The 23,092-nt window shown below is 63.4% G+C and carries 20 protein-coding genes and 3 pseudogenes; 13 read left to right on the top strand and 10 right to left on the bottom strand.

Annotated elements, in window-relative coordinates; genetic code table 11:
- Positions 1 to 333 precede the first annotated feature (333 nt).
- Positions 334 to 2,019 carry an FAD-dependent oxidoreductase gene (locus tag SCNU_RS05615; protein WP_030175684.1) on the bottom strand — a complete coding sequence of 562 codons (1,686 nt, stop codon included), beginning with the start codon at positions 2,017 to 2,019 and terminating at the stop codon, positions 334 to 336.
- Between the two features lie 10 nt (positions 2,020 to 2,029).
- A complete protein-coding gene (locus SCNU_RS05620; protein WP_009678392.1) occupies positions 2,030 to 3,046 on the bottom strand; it encodes an AurF N-oxygenase family protein in 1,017 nt (338 codons plus the stop codon).
- Between the two features lie 688 nt (positions 3,047 to 3,734).
- Here SCNU_RS05620 and SCNU_RS05625 point away from each other — a divergent pair.
- Entirely contained in the window at positions 3,735 to 4,613 is an 879-nt protein-coding gene (locus SCNU_RS05625; protein ID WP_030175686.1) for an SDR family NAD(P)-dependent oxidoreductase, read from the top strand.
- A gap of 196 nt (positions 4,614 to 4,809) precedes the next feature.
- Here the strand turns inward: SCNU_RS05625 and SCNU_RS20320 are convergent.
- Together SCNU_RS20320 and SCNU_RS20800 are read right to left on the bottom strand one after the other, a co-directional pair.
- Positions 4,810 to 5,236 (bottom strand): annotated as a pseudogene (locus SCNU_RS20320) (IS3 family transposase); the annotation flags it as partial.
- 175 nt (positions 5,237 to 5,411) lie between these two features.
- A complete protein-coding gene (locus SCNU_RS20800) occupies positions 5,412 to 5,822 on the bottom strand; it encodes a PaaI family thioesterase (protein ID WP_008382404.1) in 411 nt (136 codons plus the stop codon).
- Between SCNU_RS20800 and SCNU_RS21030 the strand changes: the two genes are divergently transcribed.
- From SCNU_RS21030 to SCNU_RS05645, 3 genes are all read left to right on the top strand, one after another.
- Positions 5,790 to 5,969 (top strand): hypothetical protein, encoded by a 180-nt coding sequence (locus SCNU_RS21030; protein WP_197038146.1) that lies wholly within the window; start codon positions 5,790 to 5,792, stop codon positions 5,967 to 5,969. The two genes, SCNU_RS20800 and SCNU_RS21030, sit on opposite strands and share 33 nt — an antisense overlap.
- A 1,194-nt stretch (positions 5,970 to 7,163) precedes the next feature.
- The gene (locus SCNU_RS05640) at positions 7,164 to 7,823 is read left to right on the top strand and encodes a DoxX family protein (RefSeq protein ID WP_008382215.1); all 660 of its coding nucleotides are present in this window, start codon (positions 7,164 to 7,166) and stop codon (positions 7,821 to 7,823) included.
- Between the two features lie 195 nt (positions 7,824 to 8,018).
- Positions 8,019 to 9,629, top strand: coding sequence for an AMP-binding protein (locus SCNU_RS05645; protein ID WP_008382214.1), 1,611 nt, complete (start codon positions 8,019 to 8,021; stop codon positions 9,627 to 9,629).
- Between the two features lie 64 nt (positions 9,630 to 9,693).
- Here the strand turns inward: SCNU_RS05645 and SCNU_RS20980 are convergent.
- The 5 genes and pseudogenes from SCNU_RS20980 to SCNU_RS05665 form a co-directional block, all read right to left on the bottom strand.
- Positions 9,694 to 9,939, bottom strand: a pseudogene (locus SCNU_RS20980) (DUF6461 domain-containing protein); the annotation flags it as partial.
- Positions 9,870 to 10,268 carry a DUF6461 domain-containing protein gene (locus SCNU_RS21100; protein WP_008382211.1) on the bottom strand — a complete coding sequence of 133 codons (399 nt, stop codon included), beginning with the start codon at positions 10,266 to 10,268 and terminating at the stop codon, positions 9,870 to 9,872. The pseudogene SCNU_RS20980 and the gene SCNU_RS21100, both read right to left, overlap by 70 nt.
- 65 nt (positions 10,269 to 10,333) lie before the next feature.
- Positions 10,334 to 11,779, bottom strand: a complete 1,446-nt coding sequence (locus tag SCNU_RS05655; RefSeq protein ID WP_238526339.1) for an adenylate/guanylate cyclase domain-containing protein — start codon at positions 11,777 to 11,779, stop codon at positions 10,334 to 10,336.
- Between the two features lie 143 nt (positions 11,780 to 11,922).
- Positions 11,923 to 12,444, bottom strand: a complete 522-nt coding sequence (locus tag SCNU_RS05660; RefSeq protein WP_008382209.1) for a PaaI family thioesterase — start codon at positions 12,442 to 12,444, stop codon at positions 11,923 to 11,925.
- Entirely contained in the window at positions 12,441 to 14,042 is a 1,602-nt protein-coding gene (locus SCNU_RS05665; protein WP_009678398.1) for an MFS transporter, read from the bottom strand. Before SCNU_RS05665 ends, SCNU_RS05660 begins: the two co-directional genes overlap by 4 nt.
- A 134-nt stretch (positions 14,043 to 14,176) precedes the next feature.
- Here SCNU_RS05665 and SCNU_RS05670 point away from each other — a divergent pair, with 134 nt between their 5' ends.
- A complete protein-coding gene (locus tag SCNU_RS05670; protein WP_030175337.1) occupies positions 14,177 to 14,821 on the top strand; it encodes a TetR/AcrR family transcriptional regulator in 645 nt (214 codons plus the stop codon).
- A 25-nt stretch (positions 14,822 to 14,846) separates the two neighbouring features.
- Here the strand turns inward: SCNU_RS05670 and SCNU_RS05675 are convergent.
- Positions 14,847 to 15,114: pseudogene (locus SCNU_RS05675) on the bottom strand (low molecular weight phosphatase family protein); the annotation flags it as partial.
- Positions 15,115 to 15,842: 728 nt separating this feature from the next.
- Between SCNU_RS05675 and SCNU_RS05680 the strand changes: the two are divergent.
- The 8 genes from SCNU_RS05680 to SCNU_RS05720 all read left to right on the top strand — a co-directional run bounded on the left by SCNU_RS05680 (position 15,843) and on the right by SCNU_RS05720 (position 23,058).
- Positions 15,843 to 16,115, top strand: a complete 273-nt coding sequence (locus SCNU_RS05680; RefSeq protein ID WP_009678401.1) for a hypothetical protein — start codon at positions 15,843 to 15,845, stop codon at positions 16,113 to 16,115.
- Between the two features lie 34 nt (positions 16,116 to 16,149).
- Positions 16,150 to 16,785: a DnaB-like helicase N-terminal domain-containing protein gene (locus tag SCNU_RS05685; protein ID WP_009678402.1), complete on the top strand. Its 636-nt coding sequence runs from the start codon at positions 16,150 to 16,152 to the stop codon at positions 16,783 to 16,785.
- Positions 16,782 to 16,991, top strand: coding sequence for a hypothetical protein (locus SCNU_RS05690; RefSeq protein WP_009678403.1), 210 nt, complete (start codon positions 16,782 to 16,784; stop codon positions 16,989 to 16,991). The genes SCNU_RS05685 and SCNU_RS05690 overlap by 4 nt, the downstream gene beginning before the upstream one ends.
- A 1,435-nt stretch (positions 16,992 to 18,426) precedes the next feature.
- On the top strand, positions 18,427 to 19,137 hold the full coding sequence (locus tag SCNU_RS20400) for a helix-turn-helix domain-containing protein (protein WP_175284077.1): 711 nt from the start codon (positions 18,427 to 18,429) through the stop codon (positions 19,135 to 19,137).
- Between the two features lie 113 nt (positions 19,138 to 19,250).
- Complete coding sequence (locus SCNU_RS05705; protein WP_139025827.1) at positions 19,251 to 19,598, top strand: hypothetical protein; 348 nt, start codon at positions 19,251 to 19,253, stop codon at positions 19,596 to 19,598.
- Positions 19,599 to 20,112: 514 nt separating this feature from the next.
- Positions 20,113 to 21,219, top strand: a complete 1,107-nt coding sequence (locus SCNU_RS05710) for a tyrosine-type recombinase/integrase (protein WP_040517778.1) — start codon at positions 20,113 to 20,115, stop codon at positions 21,217 to 21,219.
- Positions 21,216 to 21,548 carry a helix-turn-helix domain-containing protein gene (locus SCNU_RS05715; protein ID WP_005203177.1) on the top strand — a complete coding sequence of 111 codons (333 nt, stop codon included), beginning with the start codon at positions 21,216 to 21,218 and terminating at the stop codon, positions 21,546 to 21,548. Before SCNU_RS05710 ends, SCNU_RS05715 begins: the two co-directional genes overlap by 4 nt.
- A gap of 382 nt (positions 21,549 to 21,930) precedes the next feature.
- On the top strand, positions 21,931 to 23,058 hold the full coding sequence (locus SCNU_RS05720; RefSeq protein ID WP_040517705.1) for a hypothetical protein: 1,128 nt from the start codon (positions 21,931 to 21,933) through the stop codon (positions 23,056 to 23,058).
- Positions 23,059 to 23,092 lie beyond the last annotated feature (34 nt).

The following is a 23,092-nucleotide window of genomic DNA, read 5'->3' on the forward strand; positions in this document are numbered from 1 at the left end:
CAGGCCCGTCTGCAGCAGGAGCGTCGCTTCGCGGGCGATGGAGTCATCGCCCTTGCAATGCGGTGGTGGATTCGCCGTGGGAGCGAAGCGTGTAGGGATCGCGATGGCGATCAGGTCACCCTCGACTTCAATGATGTAAGGAGTCCCGCGCGGCGGAGCGTCGCCCACTCCACGAGAGTTCGCTCAACACTCGCGGCGTGGAGCGTCTAATCGGGCCCTTGTGGCTCGGTGACGAAGACGAGACCAGCACGACGGTAAGCAACATCGGCCCCCATCCGGGTAGCCGGGTAACCATCCGCCACCTCGTGTCTCAGCATGACAGCGGGCTCGTCGTCAGTGACAGAAACCGGCCAGCATCCGCTGCGTGAACGGCGGAGTAGGTGCGGCGGCCGCAACTGCCAACATGTCGGCGACCGAGGTGAACTTGTCGCGCGGGCGGCGCCCTCCGCCACGCTTGATTTCGGCTTCGTCGATGGCCCTCCATCCGGCCGCGTTCACCACATCTGGTCTGCGGCTGCGCACCAGTTTCGCCAACGCGTGGGGCCTTGTGCGCGGCGCGGTCAACAGACCGGCGTTGTAATCATCGACGACGCTTTGTACCGTCTCCGCCGCGCACGACTTGTTGGTGCCGATGAAACCGTTGGGGCCGCGCTTGATCCAGCCCGCCACGTAGCTGCCTGGCACCGGCTGTGCCGTTTGCGGATCGATGACCCGGCCCCCGTCGTTGGGTATCACGGCGGCGACGTCATCGAACGGTAGATCGCGAATGGCCTTCCCGCGGTATCCGATCGATGTCAGCACCAGGCCGGCGTCGAGATGACAGATTCGATCCGAACCCGTCACTGTGAAGTCGATGCCGCTCACGAGGGCAGTGCCGAGGATGCGCGCGGGCGTCAACCGGTATGCTAACCGGATCTGCGGGCGCGTCGCGGGCACTGACGCGTCTCCGAGCTTGCTCAGTACCTCCAGTTTGTTTCGGATCAGCGGGTCCTCCGCCGTGGCGAGGTCGGCCTGCACGAGAGCTTGGTCGGTCGCATCGAGAACCACGTCGCACGTCGATGTTAGCCCGATCAATTCCGGCAGGGTGAAAGCGGACTGCGCCGGCCCGCGGCGGGCTGCGATCACCACTTCGTTGACCTTCGACTGCCGCAGTGCGGCCAGCGCGTGATCGGCGATGTCCGTGCGCGCCAATGCGTCCGGATCAGTCGTCAAAATGCGGGCTACGTCGAGCGCGACGTTGCCGTTGCCGACCAGCACCACTCGTTCATGTTCCAGCGTGACAGGGAGATCTGTGTATTCGGGATGTCCGTTGATCCACGCGACCATTTCGGTGGCCGTGCCGGTGCCGGGCAGTCCCATGCCGTCGACGTCGAGTCTGCGATCGTTCGGCGCTCCGACGGCATACACCACCGCGTGATGGTGGGCCAAGAGTTCGGAGTGGGACACATCCGATCCCACCTCGACGTTGAGGTAGAAGGTGAATCCAGGCGATCGGCTCACTTCGTCGAAAAGCCGCGTGACCCGCTTGGTGTTCTGATGGTCGGGTGCGACGCCGGCCCGCACCAGCCCATAGGGCGTCGGGAGACGTTCGAAGACGTTGACCCGTACGCCTGACTGGGTTAACAGTTCGTCGGCGGCATACATCGCCGCCGGACCAGAGCCAACGATCGCTACCGTCAATGGATCAGACTCGCGTGCATCGACTTTCGGCGCGGCGATGACCGGCGCCAGCTTAGACGTCGGCGGAACCCTCTCGCCTGCGGGCCGATCCGGGTAGAACGCCGCGTTGAGGGAGACAAACGGCAATTGTTCAGGCCGCAGCTTTGCCTGCGGCACTATCGCCCCGACCGGGCAGGCAGATACACATGCGCCGCAGTCGACACACGAGACCGGATCGATGTACAACATCTCAGCGGTGGCGAACCCGGGTTCGTCTGGCGACGGATGAATACAGTTGACCGGGCAGGCGTACACACAGGAGGCGTCGCTACAGCACGACTGGGTGATCACATGGGGCATGTACGCCGCCCTACGCTACGGCGGACACGTGCTGGCGCTGCGGCTCGCTACGGTAGCGACTCGGCTTGCCGTCGATCTTGCAGATCCGCCAAACGATCTTGGCGAGCGGATTGATCAGTCCCGTGTCGTGGCACAGCATCCGGACGTCACCGAACATGTCACGTAGCGTTTGCCGCGACTCCGGCGAATTGAAGAAGACCTCCTTGCGCACCGAGCGTGGAATATCGAACTCCTTCCAGAACTCCCGCGGCGGAACCATGATGGCCGAACACAGCACGCGCATCATCACCGGCACAAACATCGACAGCAAGAACCGCTTCCCTCGCGACAAATGCGGCACCCGCTTACGCAGGTACTCATGCGCGAACGAGATGTGCCGCGCCTCTTCGGCCACGTGGATCGCCATCACCCGCTCCATGATCGGGTGCAGCTGTTTACCCTCGCGCAGAACGTTCTTCTGCGTGTGATCGATGGGTTCTTCACCGGCGAGAATGCCGAACCAGAACGGGATCGGCAGCGGCCCGGCCATCAACGGGACGACCGGTTGGGACCACCTCAGCAATCTTGGCATCCCGGGCACGTCGACGCCGATGCGGTTCACCATCTCCTGGAACATCATGGTGTGGTTGCACTCTTCGGCGGCCTCGTGCAGGCAGTAGCGGTACTCGGGCGACCCGTTGGGCGTCCAGAACGCGTAGTCCATCAGGCCGCGGATCAGGACCAACTCGAAGTGCAGGCCGACCTTGGCAACGTTGGCCTGACGCCACATACCGATCTCGATCTGGCGCTCGACCGCTTGCGCTTGATACCACGGGTGACGTCCGAGCGGATCGGTCCCAGGAAGGATCCACCGCTCGTCATTGGGTGTCACCGCGAACTCGGGTGCATCCCAATCGATATCGATATAGGGGTTGAAATGCCGTCGCACTGACCCCTCAGACAGTGTGTTGAGCATGTCGGTGTACACGGTGTCGTCGAGCACATCCATGTTGCTACGCCAACGTTTGATGATGCCGGTTCTAGCCATAAGAAGCCTCCCCTGAGGTTGATGTTTCTACGGCTTTTATACGTACACGATACCGCAAGTATCGGATATCGGAAATGCCCCGGTCGTGCGATGACCGAAACCGCCCCGATCCAGGGCCGCGCGATAGGGAGCGGTGGCTGGCAAGACGGCTAACCAGCGAGACGCAAAGACGGCATGACGGCCTGGGCCGCGCGGTCGCTACAGGCGCGTGTGTACAGGAATGGAACGTATATGTACACGCGGAGGGTCGGACGGTGTTGAAATCATCGAATTGTGCACATGTCAGAACAGAGCGGGCGGGCGGTGTCGTCGTGCGCCGGTTGCCCCCGTGTCGCTTCGGCGGGCTCGTTTTTCAACCGGAACCGACACCTCCCTCAGGACAGTTCTTACCGCTGACAGCTGATCTTGACGGCTGATGGTGACCAGGTGATCGTAGGGGCCGCTCAACCGGCTACGACGCCGTCCTGGCCGAGCTAGATCGCCAATCGGCCAACCACCGGCCGTCAAGCACCAAGTCTGGCTTTTGTTGGTGCACGAAGGCGGCAGCGAGGGGCTCTCGCTCTGGCACGGCGGCCCACATATTTCGTGTTCTCCGGCCCACTGGGACGACGGGCAAGACGACCATCGGCCGCATCCTCGCAGCGGATGGGGGTCAATAGTGCTGCGCCTCGTGATCTACGGTCTATGCATGGTGGCAGCAGCTGTGAGATACGTGCCGGCCCGAGTCGCGCATACTGCTTTACAACGACCACGTACGCCGGGCGAGCTCGTCAATACACTTCGCACCGGGTCGCCGGCCAGGCGGCTACGGTATTCAACCGTCCTCGTCACTGGCTCTTCGTCGGGCATCGGCGCTGCGGCAGCTGAAGAGTTCGCCCGTCGTGGAGCCCACGTCTTGATGGTGGCGCGTCGTGCGCACAGCCTAGACGAGCTCGTCACGCGTATCCGGGCCGCGGGCGGCTATGCCGACGCCTGTCCGGCGGATCTCTCCGACACCGACGACACGGCTCGCCTGATCCAGCACGTGCTCGCCGAGTACGGCTGCCCAGACATCGTCGTGAACAACGCCGGGCGGTCGATTCGCCGCGAGGTCCTCGACTCGACGGATCGGCTGCACGACTATCAGCGCACCATGGCGGTCAACTACTTCGGTCCCGTGCAGCTGACGTTAGGGTTCCTACCTGCCATGAAGGAGCGCGGCAGCGGCCACTTCATCAACGTCTCCACCTGGGGGATCCCAATGGGCGCTATGCCCAAGTTCTCGGCATACGCGGGATCGAAGGCCGCGATTACCGCCTTCGGACGCAGCATAGCGTCGGAGTTGCGTGGCACAGGGGTCTCTGTGACGACCGTCTTCTTCCCGCTCGTGCGGACACCGATGATCGAGCCCACCAACGAATACCACCAAATTCCCGCGCTCACCGCGGTCGAGGCTGCGGACTGGCTCGTGCACGCGGCTGTGTATCGCGATCTGGAGGTCATGCCGCGAGTGGCACGGCTTCTCCGACGAGTGGGCGCGGCCTCGTCGAGAGTCGCGGACCGGCTTGTGGAACGTAATGCGCCCTGACGTGTGCCCCAGATGGTGGCCCACGGCGAGGTGATCAACTCGGCGAGGAGGGCCGATGTGCGACACGGGGATACCTGACTCGTCGGTGCGATCGGCCCGAGGCTCTGCTGCACGACGGTCCACTTAGCCTGGTCCCGCCGCCGGGCTGTCGGGGTGGTGCCCCGGACCTGCGATCTCGGCCAACGTGTCGGCACGACATATGCGACGCCACGCGCCACCCGACGATCATCCGGGAGTAGACGTCGGTAATGAAGCACACATACCCCACCCCGCACCAGGTCGGCACGTACGTCAGATCGGCACCCACAGATGATTGGGTGCGGTCGCGGTGAAGTTGCGTTTGACCAGATCCGGATGCCGTGGCGTATCTGGATCGGCTTTCGTGGTGCGCACCTGCTTTCCCCGGCGGACCCCTTCGATGCCGGCGAGCCGCATCAACTGGGCGACCTGGTCGCGGCCGACGGCGTGACCGCGCCCGGCGCGCGGCCGTCCACAGCTTGCGGTCACCGTAGACCCGGTAGTTGTCCTCCCCCAGCTGTTCAAGAGCCGGACCCATCACCCGCGTCACGTCGCGTCCGCGCCGACGGCGCGCGGGCCTTGGTCACGTAGTACGTACTCGGGGCCCACCGGCACCCCTGCTGAGCGCAGGACAGCACTAATGGGCTCGACCCCAAACCAAGCGGAAGTAGAACTCTGAAGCCCACACCGTGTGGAATCCGGTGCCGAGGATCGAGAGACCATATGTACTCACAGCATTCCTTCCGCTACAGGTCGCCGCCCGGCGCGCGACGCGGGAGATTAGTGCGTCGTCGGCGTATCGTCGTGGTCACTTACCTGCTGCGGAATAGCCGTCTCTACAACGTGGTTCGGAGAACTCTTACCCAACGTGCTCGTGAAGTGCTCCAGCGTGACGACGATGAAGAGCCCAACCGCCGACGCGACGCGCTGGCCGGTTGTCGCCTCTCGCAGTTCGGCCCGGACTTTGAGTTTGCGGCCCGTCCGGGACACGAGATCGGCACTGACCTCGTACCGGGTGCCCAGCAACACGGGGGCGAAGAACTCGGTGTCGAGTTTGCGAGTTACCGCCATCTCGCCCACGACGTAGAGCAGCATCCCCACCATGTCATCGAGGACGGTGACCACGGCGCCACCGTGTGCTATTCCGGGGGCGCCGCGATGTCTACCATCGAATACATGCACGGCAACCACGCCATCTCCACGCCGTCGGGCCTGCAAGCGGTATCCGTGCGGATTGTCGGTACCGCACCCAAGACACCATGGGTGGTGCGCCTCCAGTTCTGCACCGTCGACTACGTCGCCGCGGTTCTGGAATGCGTTCCACCAGTGGACCGTTAGCTGCTCATCGGTTGGACTGTCGATGACGATGCCTCCTGAAAATCAACACGCAGCTTGTTTTTGACGTCCCGCCAGAGCGCGCCACGGTCATCAAACGGGCGAATCCGAGCACTTTGACTCGTTTCGACTCAAGTTAGTCGATCTCACACCGAGAGCAAACACGCACATCAGTTGTTACTGATCGCAGCAGGCGTTCGCAACCGACATCTTTGCCCACGAGCTGCGGCAGTCAGCAGTACCGCCTTCGGGACGCAGTACGCCCTCGACCCGGAGGCTTGAGACCGCGTCTCGTCAAAGCCCTCGAAGTCGCCCCGAACTGCGAGAGGCGACGCCCGGCCACGCGCGTCGCGTCAGAGGTTGGGCTCTTCATCGTCGGCACGCCGGCCCAATCCCTCACCGTGTCTTCTGTCCCCAGCCGAGCCGCCCATTCAGCGAGGTCGCGAAGCGAACCCGCACCGCAACGCTCTCCCTTACTGTGACGGCAGGAATCAGCACCTCATCATCGCGTGTCTACCGGCGAAGCTGTCGATCCTCGGAAGGACAATCCGCTAGCCAAATCACTGCAATCGTTCATGGTCAGGCGTCAAGGACCCGCAGCACGCTGGTGTAGTCCTCGGGTTTTGGAACAGCATGGTGCGAGCGGCGATCGGGCATAGATCTCGGTGAGCTGCACACCGCTGTTCCCCTCGATGATGGGTCTCCGATCGTGATGTCGTGTCAATGAACGTCACCACACCGCCGAGCAGCCCCCCATCAGCGCGCCGCGCGACCATCTCACTGGCCTGCCCAATCGAGTCCAGCCCATCGACAGCCTGGACACTACTTGCAGTGCTCGACACTCCTCCTCACTAGATGGTTGACAAAATCGAGTGGAGGACCAGATACTGTAGGTATCTGATACTCAGGGTTTCGAGTACCTGATACCATAGTCCTGATGCGATCAACGAGGGTGACTTTGACGCCAATGGCGCTACTCCGCGGTTGGCCCCCGATTTTCGTGGCAATACCGGCAGCCACTAGTAAGTCGCCTAACCGACTGCCCAGTTTGGCACGGGGGCACTACCCACAAGATGGCCACCTATCACGCAGAGCTGGCCATCTGTGCGCAGCGAAAGTTAATTATTTGGGACAAGGTTTCGCGCATGACATTCGCGGAACACGTCCCTGTAACCAGTGTCCTGAGGAGGCCGTTTCATGCTCATCCGCCGCATTGCCCGTCCCATGCTCGCGACCGCGTTCATCGCCACCGGGATTAATGCGATCCGCCGCCCGGAACAGCTAGCCGAAACCACCCAGCCGTTTGTCGACAAAGCAAAAACCCAACTGCCCCTGCAGGCCGCGGATCTGATCCCGTCCGACGCGCAGGTGCTGGTCCGGATCAACGGCGCGATTCACATCATCGGTGGTCTGGCGCTGGCCACCGGCAAGTTCCCGCGGCTCGCCTCTCTGACCCTCGCAGGCGTCATCATTCCGACTACGCTGGCCGGAAACGGTTTCTGGAACGAGACCGATCTGGACGAGCGGGCCGAGCAGCAGGCCCATTTCATCAAGAACGTGGGACTCTTGGGCGGGCTGCTGATCACAACCGTCGACACCGAAGGGAAGCCTTCGCTGGCATGGCGCGGACGCAAGGCAGCAGCCATCGCGAGTGACAAGGTCACCGCGGTGCTGCCGTCGACCGCCGCCAGTGCGACAACGGCCGGTGTCCTGGCCGGTCGTGCGTCGCACATCGCCGAGGTCGTCACAGAACGCGCCGGCGAGCTCGCCGAGGTCGCTACTGAACGCACCGCGTCGCTGAGCAAAGCGGCTGCGGAAAAACAGGCCAAACTGGGCGAACGAGCCGGTAAGAAGTAGGCGAAGTTGGCGATGCAGCTGCCAAGCCGGAGGCCAACATTACCCATCGTCATAATTCTCACCGCTTCGTCCGCCGATTCTTGGCCAAATAGAACCGATAAGAAAACAGTCCCCGTTAGATATGCCCCTAAGTCGCAGACGCCGATAAACAGTATCGGCACTTGTTGTGTCAACAATGCCGGAGGCCGAAGAATCATGAGTTTCAAGAGTCCCTTTCCCCCTGTGGAGATCTCCGAGGATTCGATCTACGAGACGTTGTTCGGGTCGATCAGCGAGGAGGACCTGGATCGGACCGCGCTGATCGACGCCGGCGCCACCGAGGGCACCACCTACCGCGAGCTGATCGGCCGGATCAACGCCTTCGCCGGAGCCCTGGCGGCGCGTGGCATCGAGGTGGGCGACAAGGTTGCACTGCTGTCGCCGAACACCTCGGCGTTCGCGTTCGTGTTCCACGGCATCCTGCGTGCGGGCGCCACTGCAACCACCGTCAACGCGCTGTTCACCGCGCCCGAGATCGCCAAGCAGCTCACCGACTCGGGTGCCAAGATGCTCATCACGATCACCCAGCTCGGTGACCAGGCCAAGGCGGCAGCAGCGCAGGTCGGTCTGCCCGAGAGCGCGGTGATCTTGCTGAACGGGCCCGGAGAGGCCGAGAGCCCTCACCCGAACGCGCTCGATCTGCTGGGTGCCGGCCTTGCGGCACCGGACGTCAGCTTCGACCCGGCCACCCATCTTGCGGTCCTGCCGTACAGCTCGGGCACCACCGGCAACCCCAAGGGTGTGATGTTGACCCATCGCAACCTGGTCGCCAACGTGGCGCAGAGCCAGCCGCTGCTGAACATGTCCCACGACGACTCGGTCCTCGCGGTGCTGCCGTTCTTCCACATCTACGGGATGACGGTGCTGCTCAACCTCGCGCTGTACAACCGGGCGAGGCTCGTGGTGATGCCGCGTTTCGATCTGGTGCAGTTCCTCGAATCCATCCAGAACTACAAGTGCAGCTATGTGTTCATCGCGCCGCCCGTGGCGGTCGCGCTGGCCAAGCACCCGCTGATCGACGACTACGACCTGTCGTCGGTCAACACCATCATGTCGGGTGCCGCGCCACTGGACGAGGTGCTGGGCAATGCTGTCGCCAAGCGCCTGAACACCCGGGTCATCCAGGGCTACGGCATGAGCGAGCTGAGCCCGGTCAGCCACGCCATGCCCAGCAAACCCGGCGACGGCCCGGAGGCGCCGCTGTCGTCGTGCGGTTGGCCCATCCCGAACACGGTCAACAAGATCGTCGATCCGGCCACCGGCGACGAGATCGACATCCCGGCCGAAGGACTCAGCGAGCCGGGTGAGCTGTGGGTGGCGGGCCCGAACGTCATGGCGGGCTACCTGAACAACGACAAGGCCACCAAGGAGACCATCGACGACGACGGGTTCCTGCACACCGGCGACATGGCGCGGGTCGATGCGAACGGCTGCGTCTACATCGTCGACCGGCTCAAAGAACTCATCAAGTACAAGGGCTACCAGGTGCCGCCCGCCGAACTCGAGGCGTTGCTGCTCACCCACGACGATGTCGCGGACGTTGCGGTCATCGGCGTGATCGAGGCCGACACCGGCGAGGAGATCCCGAAGGCGTTTGTGGTCAAGCGTGAAGGCTCCGATCTCACCGGTGAGCAGGTGATCGAGTTCGTCGCCTCTCAGGTTGCTCCGCACAAGAAGGTCCGCGAGGTCGAGTTCATCGACGCCATCCCGAAGAGCGCGGCAGGCAAGATCCTCCGCAAGGACCTGCGTAGAGCCACGGGTGATTGATCGAGTGGTGGCGAGGTAATCGCACTCCTGGTCGCCGCACCATCAGAAACTGATCGCGAACGTGTCACACCAATGTCCGCCGAGCTATAACGACCGTGAAGATGGTGTCCCGCAACAGCTGCGGGGTCAGGCGCAGACCGGTCACGGTGTCGCAGAGAGCGAACGTCGCCTCGTGGCAGTGAAACTCAGTGCGCTTGGCCGACCCATCGGGCTCGAGTTCGAACCCGCCGATCTGACGCATCAGCGGCATGAGCTCATCGGGTGTCGAGCCGTTCCGCTCAGCGGCGAATAGCGTGTCGAACCATGTTCGGCTCTCGCCGTCGACCTACCGAAAGAAGTACGAGTTCTCGCTGCCGTGATGAACAACGATTTCCGGCCTGCCGAAAGTGGTTGCATCAGTTCCGGAGTCGCCCCGATATAGCCGTTGCTTTCGTACATAATTGTCCAGTCGCAGTGCTGGACGAGACCGGCCAGGAGATTGTCTGAACCGATCTCCTCCCACGACTCCAACGAGCGCAACAGGAGCGTTGCGAGGTCGCACTGGGCGGGTTGGCTGACCGTAGGCAGAGCGTCGATCCGCTCAGGCAGCGTCGCGTTGCTGATGACCGTCACACAGAATGCGTTGTTCAGCTCCGGCACCTTCTTGGTCTACGCATAGTCCCGGTATGTCACATCGCTCATGGCAGTCACCCTAGCTAGACGGGTCAAACCCAAGCCGCGGGCGGTGCAGTAGGCCGGCGCGATGCTTCCCAGGTTTGTGTCGGCAGGGTTCGTCCTTTGAGGGAGCAGTCGCCGTGTGGTGTCCAGTATTCGCGTTCGGGTTCGCTGGCGGCTCTGATGACGGCGTCGCTGGCGAGGATCCGTCCCGGCGTGTGTTTGGCGAGGTCGGTGAGGCGTGATGCCTCGTTGACCGCGTCGCCTATGACGGTGTATTCCAGGCGTTGGTCGGTGCCGAGGTTTCCGGCGAAGACGGGGCCGGTGGCGAGTCCGATCCCGATGTCGAGTTCCCCGTCGGCCAGGACGCGGTCGCGGATCTGCCGTGCGGCGTGGAGTGCGGAGTCAGCGGCATCGGCTCGGGCGACGGGCGCCCCGAAGATGCAGAGTGCGGCGTCTCCCTCGAATTTGTTGACCAGCCCGTGGTGGCTCTCGGTTGCCGCGATCACTTCTGCGAGGAGGCGGTTGAGCTTGTCGACGAATTCTTGCGGTGAGATCTGGTGGGCGAGTGCCGTCGAGTTGGTTACGTCGACGAACAGTGCTGTTATCTCCCGGATTTCGCCGGTCAGGTCGGCTCCTCGGTCGAGTGCGCGTTGCGCGACGTCTCTTCCGACGTGCCGTCCGAACAGGTCGCGCAGTCGGTCCTGCTCCTGGAGTCCGCGGACCATGTCGTTCACGGTGGATTGCAGTACCCCGATTTCGCTGCTGTCGTCGACGGGCACGCGCACGTCGAGCCGGCCCTGCCCGATGCGGCGGAGTGCACCGCGCATCTGGTGGATCGGTTGTGCGACGGCGCGGGCCAGCAGTGTTTCCGCGAGGGCCCCGGATACGAGTCCGAGGGCGGCGAGGTAGGTCGCGGCGCGGATGCGGTCGGGCGGTGCCGCATCGGGATAGTGCAGGAGCGCGATGGCCGCGGCCAATGGCAGCGCGGAGGTCAGCACCCAGGTCAAGATCAGCCGGGAGATGACTGACGTTCGTGGTGGCGCGTGTGGGGTGTCGACGGCCAGGATCGTGGCCATCACTGGACGGAGTGCACGTTCGACGAAGAGGTAGTTGTATCCGACGGTGGCAAGTCCGCCCAATGTCATGAGTAGGGTTCCGCCGAGGGCCTCCCAGACGGGCAGGAGCGCGAAGGCCGAGCCGGACATCGCGAGGATGCCCCCGGCCCACAGAGATCCGATGAGGACGGTGGACTCGGTGGGCAATCGCAGGGTGTGGCGGGCGTGGTCGGGTGTCGGCGCAGAGGAGGTGTCCAGCCACCCGAGGCTGCGTCGACGCAGGGCGAGGACGCCGCGAACTGCGACGAGCAGAGCCACGACCACATAGACCGCCAGGATCTGCAGAAGCGTTCCGAGCTGGGCACCGAATCGGTGCGGTGCGCCGCCCAGAACGATCAGCAGCGCGACGACGACGGCCCCGCCCACGCTCGAGCCCACGGTCAGCAGTGGTAGACCCCACTTCGTGCGTAACAGCACCGGAACTGGCTGGGCCGCATTGTGGGCTTCTGGTGGGTGTGGCCGCCCGGGGTGAGGACGGGCACTGGTGTGCCGCATTACCGATGCATCTTCTTTCGGTCGTGTCAGCGGTCCGGCGGGTGCGGTGACGGTCTGTCCGGCCCGTCATGGTCGAGCGCGGAGGTGAGGCGGTCGAGTAGGTCCTGGACGGCGCCGGGGGCGCCATGTTGGGCGAAGTGCTCGATCGACACGGCGATGAACACCGCGTGGGCGGTGAACAATGCGGTGCCGTCATCGGCGGTGGCGGTCGCCTTAAGGTGCAGTTTGCGGCCGTCGATCTCCCGGACGTGGGCGCTGATGCGCAGGGGCCGGTGCAGCGGGACGGGGGCGAGGTAGTCGACGGTGAGGCTCCGGGTCACTGCCGGGGTGCGGGCGATCCAGAGGCCGAAGCCGAACAGGTCGTCGCAGGCGGCGGCCACTGCCCCGCCGTGCGCGAGGCCGGGCGCACCGATGTGGCGTTCGTCGAACGTCACATCGGTGTAGACCTCGTCGCCGGAGCGGAACACCACCAGTTGCAGGCCGGCGAGATTGTCTGGCCCGCACCCCATGCAGGTCGGCGAGTGCGGCGGCAGCGGTAGCTGGGTCACGGGCGTTCCTTCTCGACGGTGCTGGCTAGCGGCGGGCGCGGGATCCGACTGCGCTGGGCCGGTTCAGCCGGGCTCCTCGATGCGCCTGCGTCCGGGGAAGCGCGGCCGGGCGCCCAGACCAGCAGGATCGCGGCACCCGCCGCCGCGATGAGTGCGAGGACGATCGCGGACTGCTCGACGCCGTGCAGGAACGCGGACTTGGCGAAGTCGGCGAGTTGCTGGCCGGCCGGTCCCGCCCGATCGGCGACCTCGAGGGCACCGGCGAGTGAGTCGGCGACCGGGCCCCGCGCCTCCGGTGGGAGCCGCGCGATCGCCGGGGCGATGTTGTGGCTGTACCCGGCGGCCAAGACACTGCCGGCGACCGCGATGCCGATCGCCGCGCCGATCTCGCGAGTGGCGTCGTTGACCGCCGCGGCGACCCCGTGCTTTTCGACCGCGGTGTCCGCGACGATAGCCGCCGTCGCCGGCGCCGCGGTCAGGCCCAGACCCGTGCTCATGATCAGCGTCGGCCACATCACGTCGACGTAGGTGGAGTCCAAATCCAGCCGGCTGATGAAGTAGAACCCCGCGGCGATGGCGAGCAGACCGGTCACCGTCATCAACCGCAACCCCAGCCGGGTCGTCATCCACGGTGCGACCGCCGACAAGAGCACCAACGGCACCATCATCGGCGCCAAGGCCAGCGCTGAACCCAACGGGCTGTATCCAAAGATCAACTGCAGGTATTGGACGAGGACCAGGAAGACACCGAACGTCACCAGGAACTGGATGGTGATGGAGAACGATCCGCTCCCGAAGCCCCGACGGGCGAAGAACCGCACATCGAGCAGCGGATGATCCGCCCGCAACTCCCACACTACGAACACCACTGTGGCCACCACCCCCAGCCCGAACCCGGCGACCACCACGGGATCCGACCAGCCGCGTACTGGGGCTTCGATGATGGCGAGCACCACTAGTCCGACCGCGAACACCACCGCGACCGATCCCATCACATCCATCAACGGCGGATTTTCCTGGCGGGATTCAGGAATGGTGAAGGCACACAACAGCAGAAACACCCCCACCGCGGTCAGGCCGACGAAGATCGACTGCCACGACCAGTAGTCGAGCAGCAGCCCCGACCCGAGAATCCCCAGCAGACCCCCGGACCCGGCGACCCCCGCCCAGATCCCGACCGCGCGTCCCCGCTGCTGCTCGGGGAATCCCGCAGTCAGGATCGACAGCGTGGACGGCATCATGAACGCCGCACCCACCCCGGCCGCGGCCCGCGCCGCGATCAACCACCACGGGGTCGATACCAACAGTGGCACCACCGAGGCCAGCGAAAACAGCGCCAACCCCACGATCAGCACCGCCCGCCGGCCGTAGCGGTCACCCAGGGCCCCGGCGGGCAACACCAGACACGCCAACACCAGCGTGTACCCGTCGACCACCCAGGTGAGCTGTGTTTGCGTCGCCCCGGTGGCTACCGCAATGTTCGGCAGCGCGGTGTACAGGGCCGCCATTGAGGCGACCACCAGGGCCACCGACAGGCACGAGACAACCAACGTCCACTTCTGCGCCCGCGACAGCAGCACTCGATTCTCGGCGGTCATGCACCCACCTCCACGTAACGCTACAGTTGGTAGCGGTTCACTACTATGAGTAGCACAATGTGGGGTGAGGAGATAGTGCCTGCACTGATCCGAGGGCACAATTACGAGTGCACAATTACGAGGTGGGCGAAAAGATGATCAACCAGAACACCGACGACGAGGACTGGCTCGTCGATCCCCGCAAGGCACGCTCACGCGCACGACTGCTCGATGCGGCGACGTCCCTGCTCTCGACCGGCGGCATCGAGGCCGTCACGGTCGACGCGGTCACCAAGGCGTCCAAAGTCGCGCGGACCACTCTCTACCGGCACTTCACTGACAGCACCCAGCTCCTGGCCGCGGCGTTCGAGCGTCTGCTGCCCCCGGTCACCGCGCCGCCGGCGTCCGGAACGATCCGTGAACAGTTGATCGAACTGCTGGACCGTCAGGCCAAGCTCATCGAGGAAGCCCCCGCCCAACTGACGATGCTCGGTTGGCTCGCCCTCGGGTCCGCCCAACCTGGCACGGCCGGGACGGCATCGCATCCCGAAGAGGACCGGAACCCAGTCAATTCTCTTCGCGCACGGGTGGTCAACCAATACCGCGAACCGTTCGACCGGATCCTGGGCAGCCCCGAAGCCCAGCAAGAACTCGGTCGCTTCGACACCAATCTCGCCCTGACCCAACTCGTCGGACCCATCGTCTTCACCCGACTCACCGCACTCCCACCGATCGGCCCGGCTGAACGCCAGCAACTCGTCGACGACTTCCTCGCTGCACGCTCCGCGCACGCGCGCTGACCGTGACCCCGCACTGATCTCTGCTTCAGCACCCGCCCGAGTCGGCGGGCTGGGGCGTCAACTCGGCGACCAGCGCTTCGACGCGGTTCTTGATCTCGTCGCGGATCGGGCCGAACCGCTTCGGCGCCTGGCCAACCGGGTCGTCAAGGACCCAATCCGGTAGCTCTTGCCGGAAAAGATGGGGGCAGCTGTCACCGCAGCCCATGGTGATCACCACATCGAGGCTTGCGCGGCATCGGAATTGATGCTGTCGGCGGGGGCGCTTCGGCGGAGCGGACCTCGATCGCATCGCCGGTATCGGATGTTCGGAGACGTCTCTGCGTTCTGCGCACTGGGACTGATCGCTCTCATCTGCTCGGAGTGGGTCTTCTTCGCTGGTCTATTTCGTGGTTCTCGGCGACCGCGAGACACTGCACGCCGCGTCGAGGCCTTGCTCAAGGCGCTCGCCGTGCCGCTGCGGGCCTGGCGCAGGAAGTAACACCCCGTTCCCTATGGGTACGGAAAACGTGATCTCGCCGTAAGGCGCCCGCCCACTCACCGGGTGCGCACCCTCCAGTCCCCGGGCGTTCTTTGCTAACCCCGTGGTCGAACCCGTTCGGCGCCCGGGGCTCTTTACGCCCAAAATCACTTCATAACAACGTGTTCGGCTGCGAATGCCGAAAATTGAGCCATTTGTTTCAGTGCTCCTTACGCAAAATCCACTGCGGGCGTGAAGCCCTCGATTAACCTTGGCTCAATCACACGAGACGGTGAGAATAGAAAGTGAAAACTATTGCAGGACAATGTATTTAACGCTATACTCGAGATAATGGGGATGGCACTGAAGAAGGGTTCGTCGAATAATGATGGTTCCAATATTGACCGTCCGCCAGCCGCCCGCACAGCGGCATGAAGAGCTGAAACCCAGTGAGCAGTTACAACGTCATAACCCCGGAAGGGAGTGCTGGGTGCCAGCGAGCTCCACAGCCTGACCGGCACCCACTCCCCTTCTCCTAAGCCTTCTTTGAACGGAGCCCACGCCATGACCACAGAGCGTCGAAGCACCTACGCCGACCGAGCAGCCCACTTCGAGGCCCTGGCTATCACCGCGCACGCCGCCGGCGACACCGATCAGGCCGCTCACCTCGAGGCAATGGCCCAACGGGCGCACAAAGCCCACGAGGACCGCGCGTGGGGGCACGCCGAGGGACTGATCTACGACCACGACGAATGCTGCATCGAATGCACCGAACACATCAGCGACCCCCACGGCCCTGGCTGCGTCTATGCCGACGCCGCCCACGCCACCGCCTGACCCGCGCGAACCAATGACTGACGAGGAGGACCCCATGACCATCACCGCCAGTGACATGGTTACCGACCCAGCGGCGACCGCCGGCGAGATGCCCGCAGACGACGAGGTCGTCCTGACCGTCGATCAGTTCCCCAGCCACCTCGGCGCCGACGTCACCACCGAAGACGCCATCACCACCAACGTCGAGGCCGCGTTCCTCACCGCACTGATGTGGGCACCAAAAGAGGTGGCCCAGCAAGTCCGTCAGATCATGACCGGACCCGACCGATGGAACCCGTTCTGGAGCCCCGCGCATGTCGAAATCTTCGACGCCGTGAGCAGTGTCCTGGACGAGGGTGGCCTGGCAACTCCGGTCCTGGTCCAGGCCCGCCTGTACGAGACCGGCCTCCTGGCCCGCGTCGAGCAGCACCTCCTGGCCATCCTGTCCCCCGCCCAGGGCCCGCTGATCGGTGGTGTGGAACTGCCGCACCTGGCCGCCAAAGTGATCGACCAGTGGTACCGCTGCGGCTACGCAGGCCTGCTGGCCCGCATGTCGCAGATCCGCGAAACCGTCAGCGTCGAGGAACTCGCCGGGCATTGGGAAAGCCTCACCGGCCACCAGCAGCGTGCCGAAGAACTGTGGCTGACCAAACGTGACCAGCTCGCCCGCCTGCACCAGGGCATCGCATGAGCACCGACTACATAAGCGGGGGTCCGGTGTTGCGGGCCGAGGATCTACACAAGATGGCCTGGCACATGCACCACGACGAAGGCATGAGCTGGGAACAGATCGCCGCCGAGCTCGAGGAACCCCTCGCCGCCGTCGAGCGGATGGCCGCCGCCTACGAACAACTCACCGACTCTGCGGCGGCTCAGGCCCAACACACCTTGTTCTAACCCGTAGAATTGCTCTAACGACCCGAGGAGCACTCGCGATGGCCACAACTACGACCCGAACCGAAGAGCAAATTGTTGCTGCGGTTGCTGCTGGGCACGAGATGGCCGGCATGCCCCTAACTGCTGCTGATGAAGCCGCTGTGCGCCGCGTTGTCCGGGGAGAAACTACCGGAGACCAAGAGGTCGCCACCTTGCTGGCGGAGCTCCGTAACCGCTAAATGCCGCCCAGTAGCGGTGAAGCCGGGCCGGTTCAGGAGAACCTTCCCCAACGCCCACTCAGCCTTCACTACCCTGATCGTGCGTATTGACCCCACCGACCGCTTGTGCGTCACAGGGTCAATCACCACCGGTGGTGTTGTCTCAGCCAGCGCACGCCCGCTGTGTATCTAACGGTGGCGACAGCAGGATGCGCAGAGCGCTTGCATGGGTGACCCCCGCAGTGGTGGTTGTCGAACTGTCTTTGGTGGCTGGTGGAGTGTTGAGTCCGGCGCGGGCGGTCTTGCTGTTCGTGCTCGCGGAAGCGGCAATCGCGGTCGTTGGGCTGACTGTGATTGTGGCAGCCGTGCACCACTATCGGAGCGCTGCAAGCACAGGGACCGGCAGTCGGTGGGAAGCAGCTCAGTCTGCGCTGCGATCAGTGCTCCCCCGGCGTGCCGCACAGGCGATTGGGATTGAAGCCAGAGCATGGTGGGCGTTAGCTCGCTGGCTGCGGCATCGCCGCCCGGGCCGCGGTGAGTTCTCCTACGGCCACGATCTTCGCCCGCTGCTCGCCATGTCCTTTCAGCATTGGGGTTGTGGTGTGAAGGGCAGGTGGCGGCCAGCCTCAGGTTGGGCGGGCGCCGGTGGCTGCTTTTCAACCACCACCGGACCGCCTACGCTGGAATGGCTCACTTTGGTTGCAGAGACCTCGGTCGCGCCCTCGGCGTGATTGAGGAACGATTGCTGAGCACTCAGCGAACCCCCGGGTCGTGCGCGTCAGACCACAATCTCCGCGTACGTCCGGGGGTTCGCCTTTTCTCACTGGGTTGCCGCCGGGAAGCTGTAGGTGCGAAATCTGCGCCGACGTTCGGTCGCGCTCGCAATGAATGGCCCAAGGGGCAGGTCGGCCCGGTCGCATCGGTCAGCGACATGCAGACAAACCCGACCGGTTGCGCTGGGCAGCCGCCAAGGGGCACTGCGGCGCCGTTAGCTATGACTGTGGCCACTGTCTGCTTGTCGATGCGATCGACGCCTTGGTCTGTCATTTCTCCCCCAACCCCGGACTCCATGGGAGCAGTCTATGCATATTTTGAGGTTAGGTTCAATCACTGAATGGTTAATTTGGGGATATTGTCGCAACTGAATGTGGCACGATTTGGGTAAGCGGCCAAGGTTTGGGCGACCTGTCGCGCCCTGGTTCCGTTACTTGAGGTTCCGACCGCATAGGCTTCTACGCGTGACGACGAGCCCTAATGCAGTGCGCTTTGGCCGCATTGTGGCTGCGCGTCGTCGGGAGCTCGGATTGACCAGCGAAGAACTGAGTGACGCGGGCGGGCCCACGCGTGTCACGCTGCGGAAGCTGGAAGCTGGTACGACTCCTCAACCTGGTCTTAAAACATTCGCCAAACTCGACAAGGTCTTGAAGTGGCGCCCAGGCTCGGCTGCGAGGACTTTCGACGGCGGGGAACCTGACCCACTCGACCAGAGGCGGCGTAAGCCGACAGTGGATTTACCGATCACAGCTACGGACACCACTGTCACGCTTCGCACCGAAGTCGTTGCCGAGCTGATCGAGAAGGTCAGTGCACTGGAGCGAATCGCCAAGCGCTTCAACGATGATCAAGATCTCCAAGGCGCAGTGACAGGTTTGCAGCTTTTTGGCGACCGGGTGTTGCGTGCCTGGATCATTGGGCAGGCCGAAATGCTCCGCCTGCGTGGGGATTCGCCTAGTGCTGACCCGATATTCACGCGAATGCTTGGCGACTATCTCAATCGCGAACCACCAGCAGATGATCCCCGTGACACCGATGACTTGCTCTACCTGAGGTGGCTGTTGGGCATGGCGGTTAAGATCTCGGAAGAGCAGGAATCACGAATCGATATGTATGATCGCGCATTCAGACGCTGTGGTGGACTCGAGTCTGGACGTGCAGTGGGGGGCAAGTAAGGCAAAACCTGGATGGAAGGGCTCGAACAGTGGCACTCACTCACGCTGACCGACTCAATCGGCTGTTCGCGTACTACCATGCGAGGCTCGAACCAGAGCTGACTGAGCAAGCCATGGCCACGATTGTCGGCCAGGCCTTGTCGCACCGCGACGAGTACCCCGATCACTATCAGGTCGATCCGAAACTATTGGTCGACGTTCGCCAAGGCAAACGCGACCTGCCTTTAGACATAGCTGATGCCATCTGCGATCAGGTTGGCGCTCACCGTGATTACTTCCGTGGTCCAGACCATGAGGTACACGCGATAGACCAAACGCTTCGGCTCTGGACGATTGCTCGAGACCTCGGCCTCAACCACCTGGCTTGCCGATCGGTTGCTCCTGAACACATCGATTTCTTGATCGATGAGCTGACTGCTGCTCTTGATCCGTCCATCGCGCCGGTGACTGCGATCCGCTAGTGCTCGTCAGCTCAGCCCAGTACTCGTCCCAGGGCCGGGCTGTGCAGGGAGTGGTCCGCTGAGGTCCAAATGACGAGCTGTTCGCTTCGTCTGAATACGCTCGTTCATAACGCAATTCACGCCATGTTTCGTCTCTGGTGAGGGACGTCAGGACGCGACTTCCCACCGTGGCCTCACTCGTTCGCGTTGCGTTTCGACACTGGTGACCAAAATGATTGAGTCACAATGGGTTACGCCGATAACATAGATTATGTTAAGTAGAACCCTGCGTATTGCAACAGATGAATCACTGCGGCTCCCCCATGCCCGGGCGCTTCGTTCATTCTATGGCGTCGGGACCAGCGGATACGTACCGGTTAGGCCAGCCGCCTTCCGGCGAGACCCCATGAGTCGCGTGGGCAGTTGCCCGGTCTTGATCGATTTCGTTGTCATTTTGACCTGCGGGTATTGACCTGCCGTCTCATTGGATGCATCATTGAATCATCAGATGAAACCGTTTCTGGTGGAGGTTCCGATGCGAATCGATGAGGTTGGCCGAGTACATCTGGTTGAATCTGTGCCGCTTCTGCGGCCGGAGGAGCGTGTCGTCGAGCTGATGCTCGACGGGTGGCGGAACCAGCAGCTGTCCAGGAACTTGCAGTTCTCGACAATCGATCGGCGAGTGCGCTGCGTGCAGAGGTTCATCGAGCATTCGAACGAGGAGCCGTGGAACTGGACACCGGCGATGGTTGAGGAGTTTTCCGCCGATCTTCGGTCGGTTCGTCATGTGATGCACTCGACGTTGCGCGGCTACCACGGCACACTGCGGGCATTCTGTTCCTACATCAGCAACCCTGACTACGGGTGGGACCGCGTCTGTGAGCAGCTGTTCGACGCGTACCCGGCCCAGGTTTATTCCGCCTGGAACACCGCGAGCCACGTCCAGGAGTACGACGGGCGGGCGAGCAAGCGCCCTTACACCAAGGACGAGCTTCAAGCCTTGTTCGAGTACGCCGACGATGAGGTAGCTCGGATCGGTACGACCAGCAGGAAGGGCTGGCAGGCGGCCTACCGGGACGCCGCGATGATGAAGGTCGCCTACGCCTACGGCTTGCGGTTTAACGAGCTCACGCACCTGCAATTGGTGGACTTCGCCCGCAATCCCCACGCTCGCGAGTTCGGGAAGTTCGGCGTGTGCAAGGTCCGGTACGGGAAGGCGTTCCGCGGGTCACCTCCGAAACCCCGTTCGGTGTTGACGGTGTGGCGGTGGACGCCTCCGATCATCGAGGACTGGATCGCCAACGGCCGAGGTGATCCCGACAGTCTTGATCTGTTCTCCAGCGAACGAGGTGGGCTGGTGGTGGGGTCGACTCTTCTTCGTCGTGTACGCCGCTACTGTGTTGATCTGGGTATCCCCGACGGCGTCGATCTGCATTCGTTTCGGCGGTCGTACGCCACGCATTTACTCGAGGATGGCTGGGATCCCAGGTTCGTGCAGGACCAGATGGGGCACGAACACGCCTCGACGACGGGAATCTATCAGTTCACATCTGACGAATTTCGTCGGTCGACATTGAGATCGGTGTTGGATCGGACCGTGAGAGAAGCGTTGGACAGCACGACGAAGGGAACTGCCGAATGAAACGCAAGGTCGATTACACGTGGCGGCTGGCGGAGTTGATGGCTGCGCGCGGAATGAACACGACCACGGACTTGATCCCCTTGCTCGCAGAACGGGACATCTCGTTGTCCCGTCCCCAGGTGTATCGGCTGGTCAACCAGCGACCTGAGCGGGTGTCGCTGCAGTTGATGTCGGCGTTGTGTGACATCTTCGGGTGCGGCCCCGACGCGCTTCTCACAGTCACCGCCGTCAATGCTCGCGAGCACCACCGAGCAGCCAATGCCGGCCCGAACGTCATGCGGCTGGACCGCGCTGTGCGTCCGCGGCGCGCGAACATCCTCGACGAGTAGCACCACGCAATGAGGTGAAGACAGGATGGAACCTGACGGCCTAGTCCCCTATCGGCCAGTACGCGGCCGACCGCGACAGGCGAGTGGAGCGTGGGTCTGCGACCGGTGCGGCAGATCGACCACCCGGACGCAGGCACACTGGCCCGAAGGCCGAATCTGCTTCACCTGCTGGTTCACCGCGATCCACACTCACGGAACATGCCCGGTATGCGGCGTCGAACGACTTCTACCTGGACCACCCCTGCCCGACGGCACCCCGGTGTGCGGGCCGTGCGCAGGTATCGTCGACGACTTTCGATGCAGCCGCTGCGGCGAGGAGTCCGGTCACCACCGCGGGACGATATGCGCTCGCTGCGCCGTCCGGGACGACCTACACGAGATCATGGGCGGGCCGCCGTCCGACCCAATCCTCAGCGGCCTCGTCGACGCGCTATGCGTCGCTAAGCGACCCGAGTCGACGATGATCTGGAAGCGGTCACCGAAAGTCCAGGAACTGCTCAAGGGGCTAGGAACCGGCGCCATCGCCGCCACGCACGAAGGCTTAGACACCCTACCCAGTCGGGCAGCAGAACATCTGCGGACATTGATGGAATACCACGGCCTACTGCCTCCCCGAGACCGGTGGCTGCCACGCTTCGAACAATGGATCGATGACAAGCTGATCGACCTGCCGACCGAGGTCGCCCGGCCCGCTCGCCACTTCGCGACGTGGCACCATCTGCGGCGGATTCGCGCAATCGCCGATGCCGGCGGCGATACCCAGCCATCGGTGCGATCGGCCAAACAAGAGATCACCGAGACCGTCAAGTTCCTGAGCTGGCTGAGGTCCACCTACGGACGCACGATCGAGACCTGCACGCAACACGACGTCGACCAGTGGATCGCAACAGGTCCGACAACGCGATACACGATCCGAACGTTCCTGGTCATCTGCAAACAAGACAGACTCAATACCGCCGTGCAGCTCGGCCACCGGGCTCCGAAGACGACACCATCCTTGACTCAAGCCCAGCGGATCGCCTGGATCAGCGAACTGCTCACTGGTGACAGTGAGACTCTCCCTTACAGAGTCGCTGGGGTCCTGATTCTGCTGTATGCGCAGCCGCTGAAAAGCATTGTCCGACTGCAGACATCATCGATCATCGACGGCAATCCGATGGCGATCACTTTCGGCAAGCACCCCGTCGACGTGCCCAAACCGTTCGCTCAACTCGTCCGCGACGTGCTCGCCCATCGCACGAATCTACGCACCAGTGGACACGGCAATCCCTGGTTGTTTCCCGGCACGCATGCCGGAGATCATCTCCATCCCGACACGATCATGCATCGCCTGCGCCTGATCGGCATGAGCAACCTCGGTGCCCGCAACAGCGCACTCGACGACCTCGTGCTCGAGTGCCCTCCGTCCGTCGTCGCCGACGCATTGGGCTACAGCCATCAGGTTGCGTTCCTTCACGCTGAACGCTCCGGCGAAACGTGGGCTCGGTATGCCGGTCGACGACTGCGGTGACGTCGGCCGGACCATCACGGTCCGGAGACAGCAC

Source organism: Gordonia neofelifaecis NRRL B-59395 (assembly GCF_000192435.1).
Lineage (GTDB): Bacteria > Actinomycetota > Actinomycetes > Mycobacteriales > Mycobacteriaceae > Gordonia > Gordonia neofelifaecis.

Excerpts from the sequence above, each read along its gene's own strand:
- SCNU_RS05615 (WP_030175684.1), bottom strand. The coding sequence starts at position 2,019 with ATGCCCCATGTGATCACCCAGTCGTGCTGTAGCGACGCCTCCTGTGTG.
- SCNU_RS05620 (WP_009678392.1), bottom strand. The coding sequence starts at position 3,046 with ATGGCTAGAACCGGCATCATCAAACGTTGGCGTAGCAACATGGATGTG.
- SCNU_RS05625 (WP_030175686.1), top strand. The coding sequence starts at position 3,735 with ATGGTGGCAGCAGCTGTGAGATACGTGCCGGCCCGAGTCGCGCATACT.
- SCNU_RS21030 (WP_197038146.1), top strand. The coding sequence starts at position 5,790 with ATGTCTACCATCGAATACATGCACGGCAACCACGCCATCTCCACGCCG.
- SCNU_RS05640 (WP_008382215.1), top strand. The coding sequence starts at position 7,164 with ATGCTCATCCGCCGCATTGCCCGTCCCATGCTCGCGACCGCGTTCATC.
- SCNU_RS05645 (WP_008382214.1), top strand. The coding sequence starts at position 8,019 with ATGAGTTTCAAGAGTCCCTTTCCCCCTGTGGAGATCTCCGAGGATTCG.
- SCNU_RS05665 (WP_009678398.1), bottom strand. The coding sequence starts at position 14,042 with ATGACCGCCGAGAATCGAGTGCTGCTGTCGCGGGCGCAGAAGTGGACG.
- SCNU_RS05670 (WP_030175337.1), top strand. The coding sequence starts at position 14,177 with ATGATCAACCAGAACACCGACGACGAGGACTGGCTCGTCGATCCCCGC.
- SCNU_RS05680 (WP_009678401.1), top strand. The coding sequence starts at position 15,843 with ATGACCACAGAGCGTCGAAGCACCTACGCCGACCGAGCAGCCCACTTC.
- SCNU_RS05685 (WP_009678402.1), top strand. The coding sequence starts at position 16,150 with ATGACCATCACCGCCAGTGACATGGTTACCGACCCAGCGGCGACCGCC.
- SCNU_RS05690 (WP_009678403.1), top strand. The coding sequence starts at position 16,782 with ATGAGCACCGACTACATAAGCGGGGGTCCGGTGTTGCGGGCCGAGGAT.
- SCNU_RS05705 (WP_139025827.1), top strand. The coding sequence starts at position 19,251 with ATGGCCACGATTGTCGGCCAGGCCTTGTCGCACCGCGACGAGTACCCC.
- SCNU_RS05710 (WP_040517778.1), top strand. The coding sequence starts at position 20,113 with ATGCGAATCGATGAGGTTGGCCGAGTACATCTGGTTGAATCTGTGCCG.
- SCNU_RS05715 (WP_005203177.1), top strand. The coding sequence starts at position 21,216 with ATGAAACGCAAGGTCGATTACACGTGGCGGCTGGCGGAGTTGATGGCT.
- SCNU_RS05720 (WP_040517705.1), top strand. The coding sequence starts at position 21,931 with ATGGGCGGGCCGCCGTCCGACCCAATCCTCAGCGGCCTCGTCGACGCG.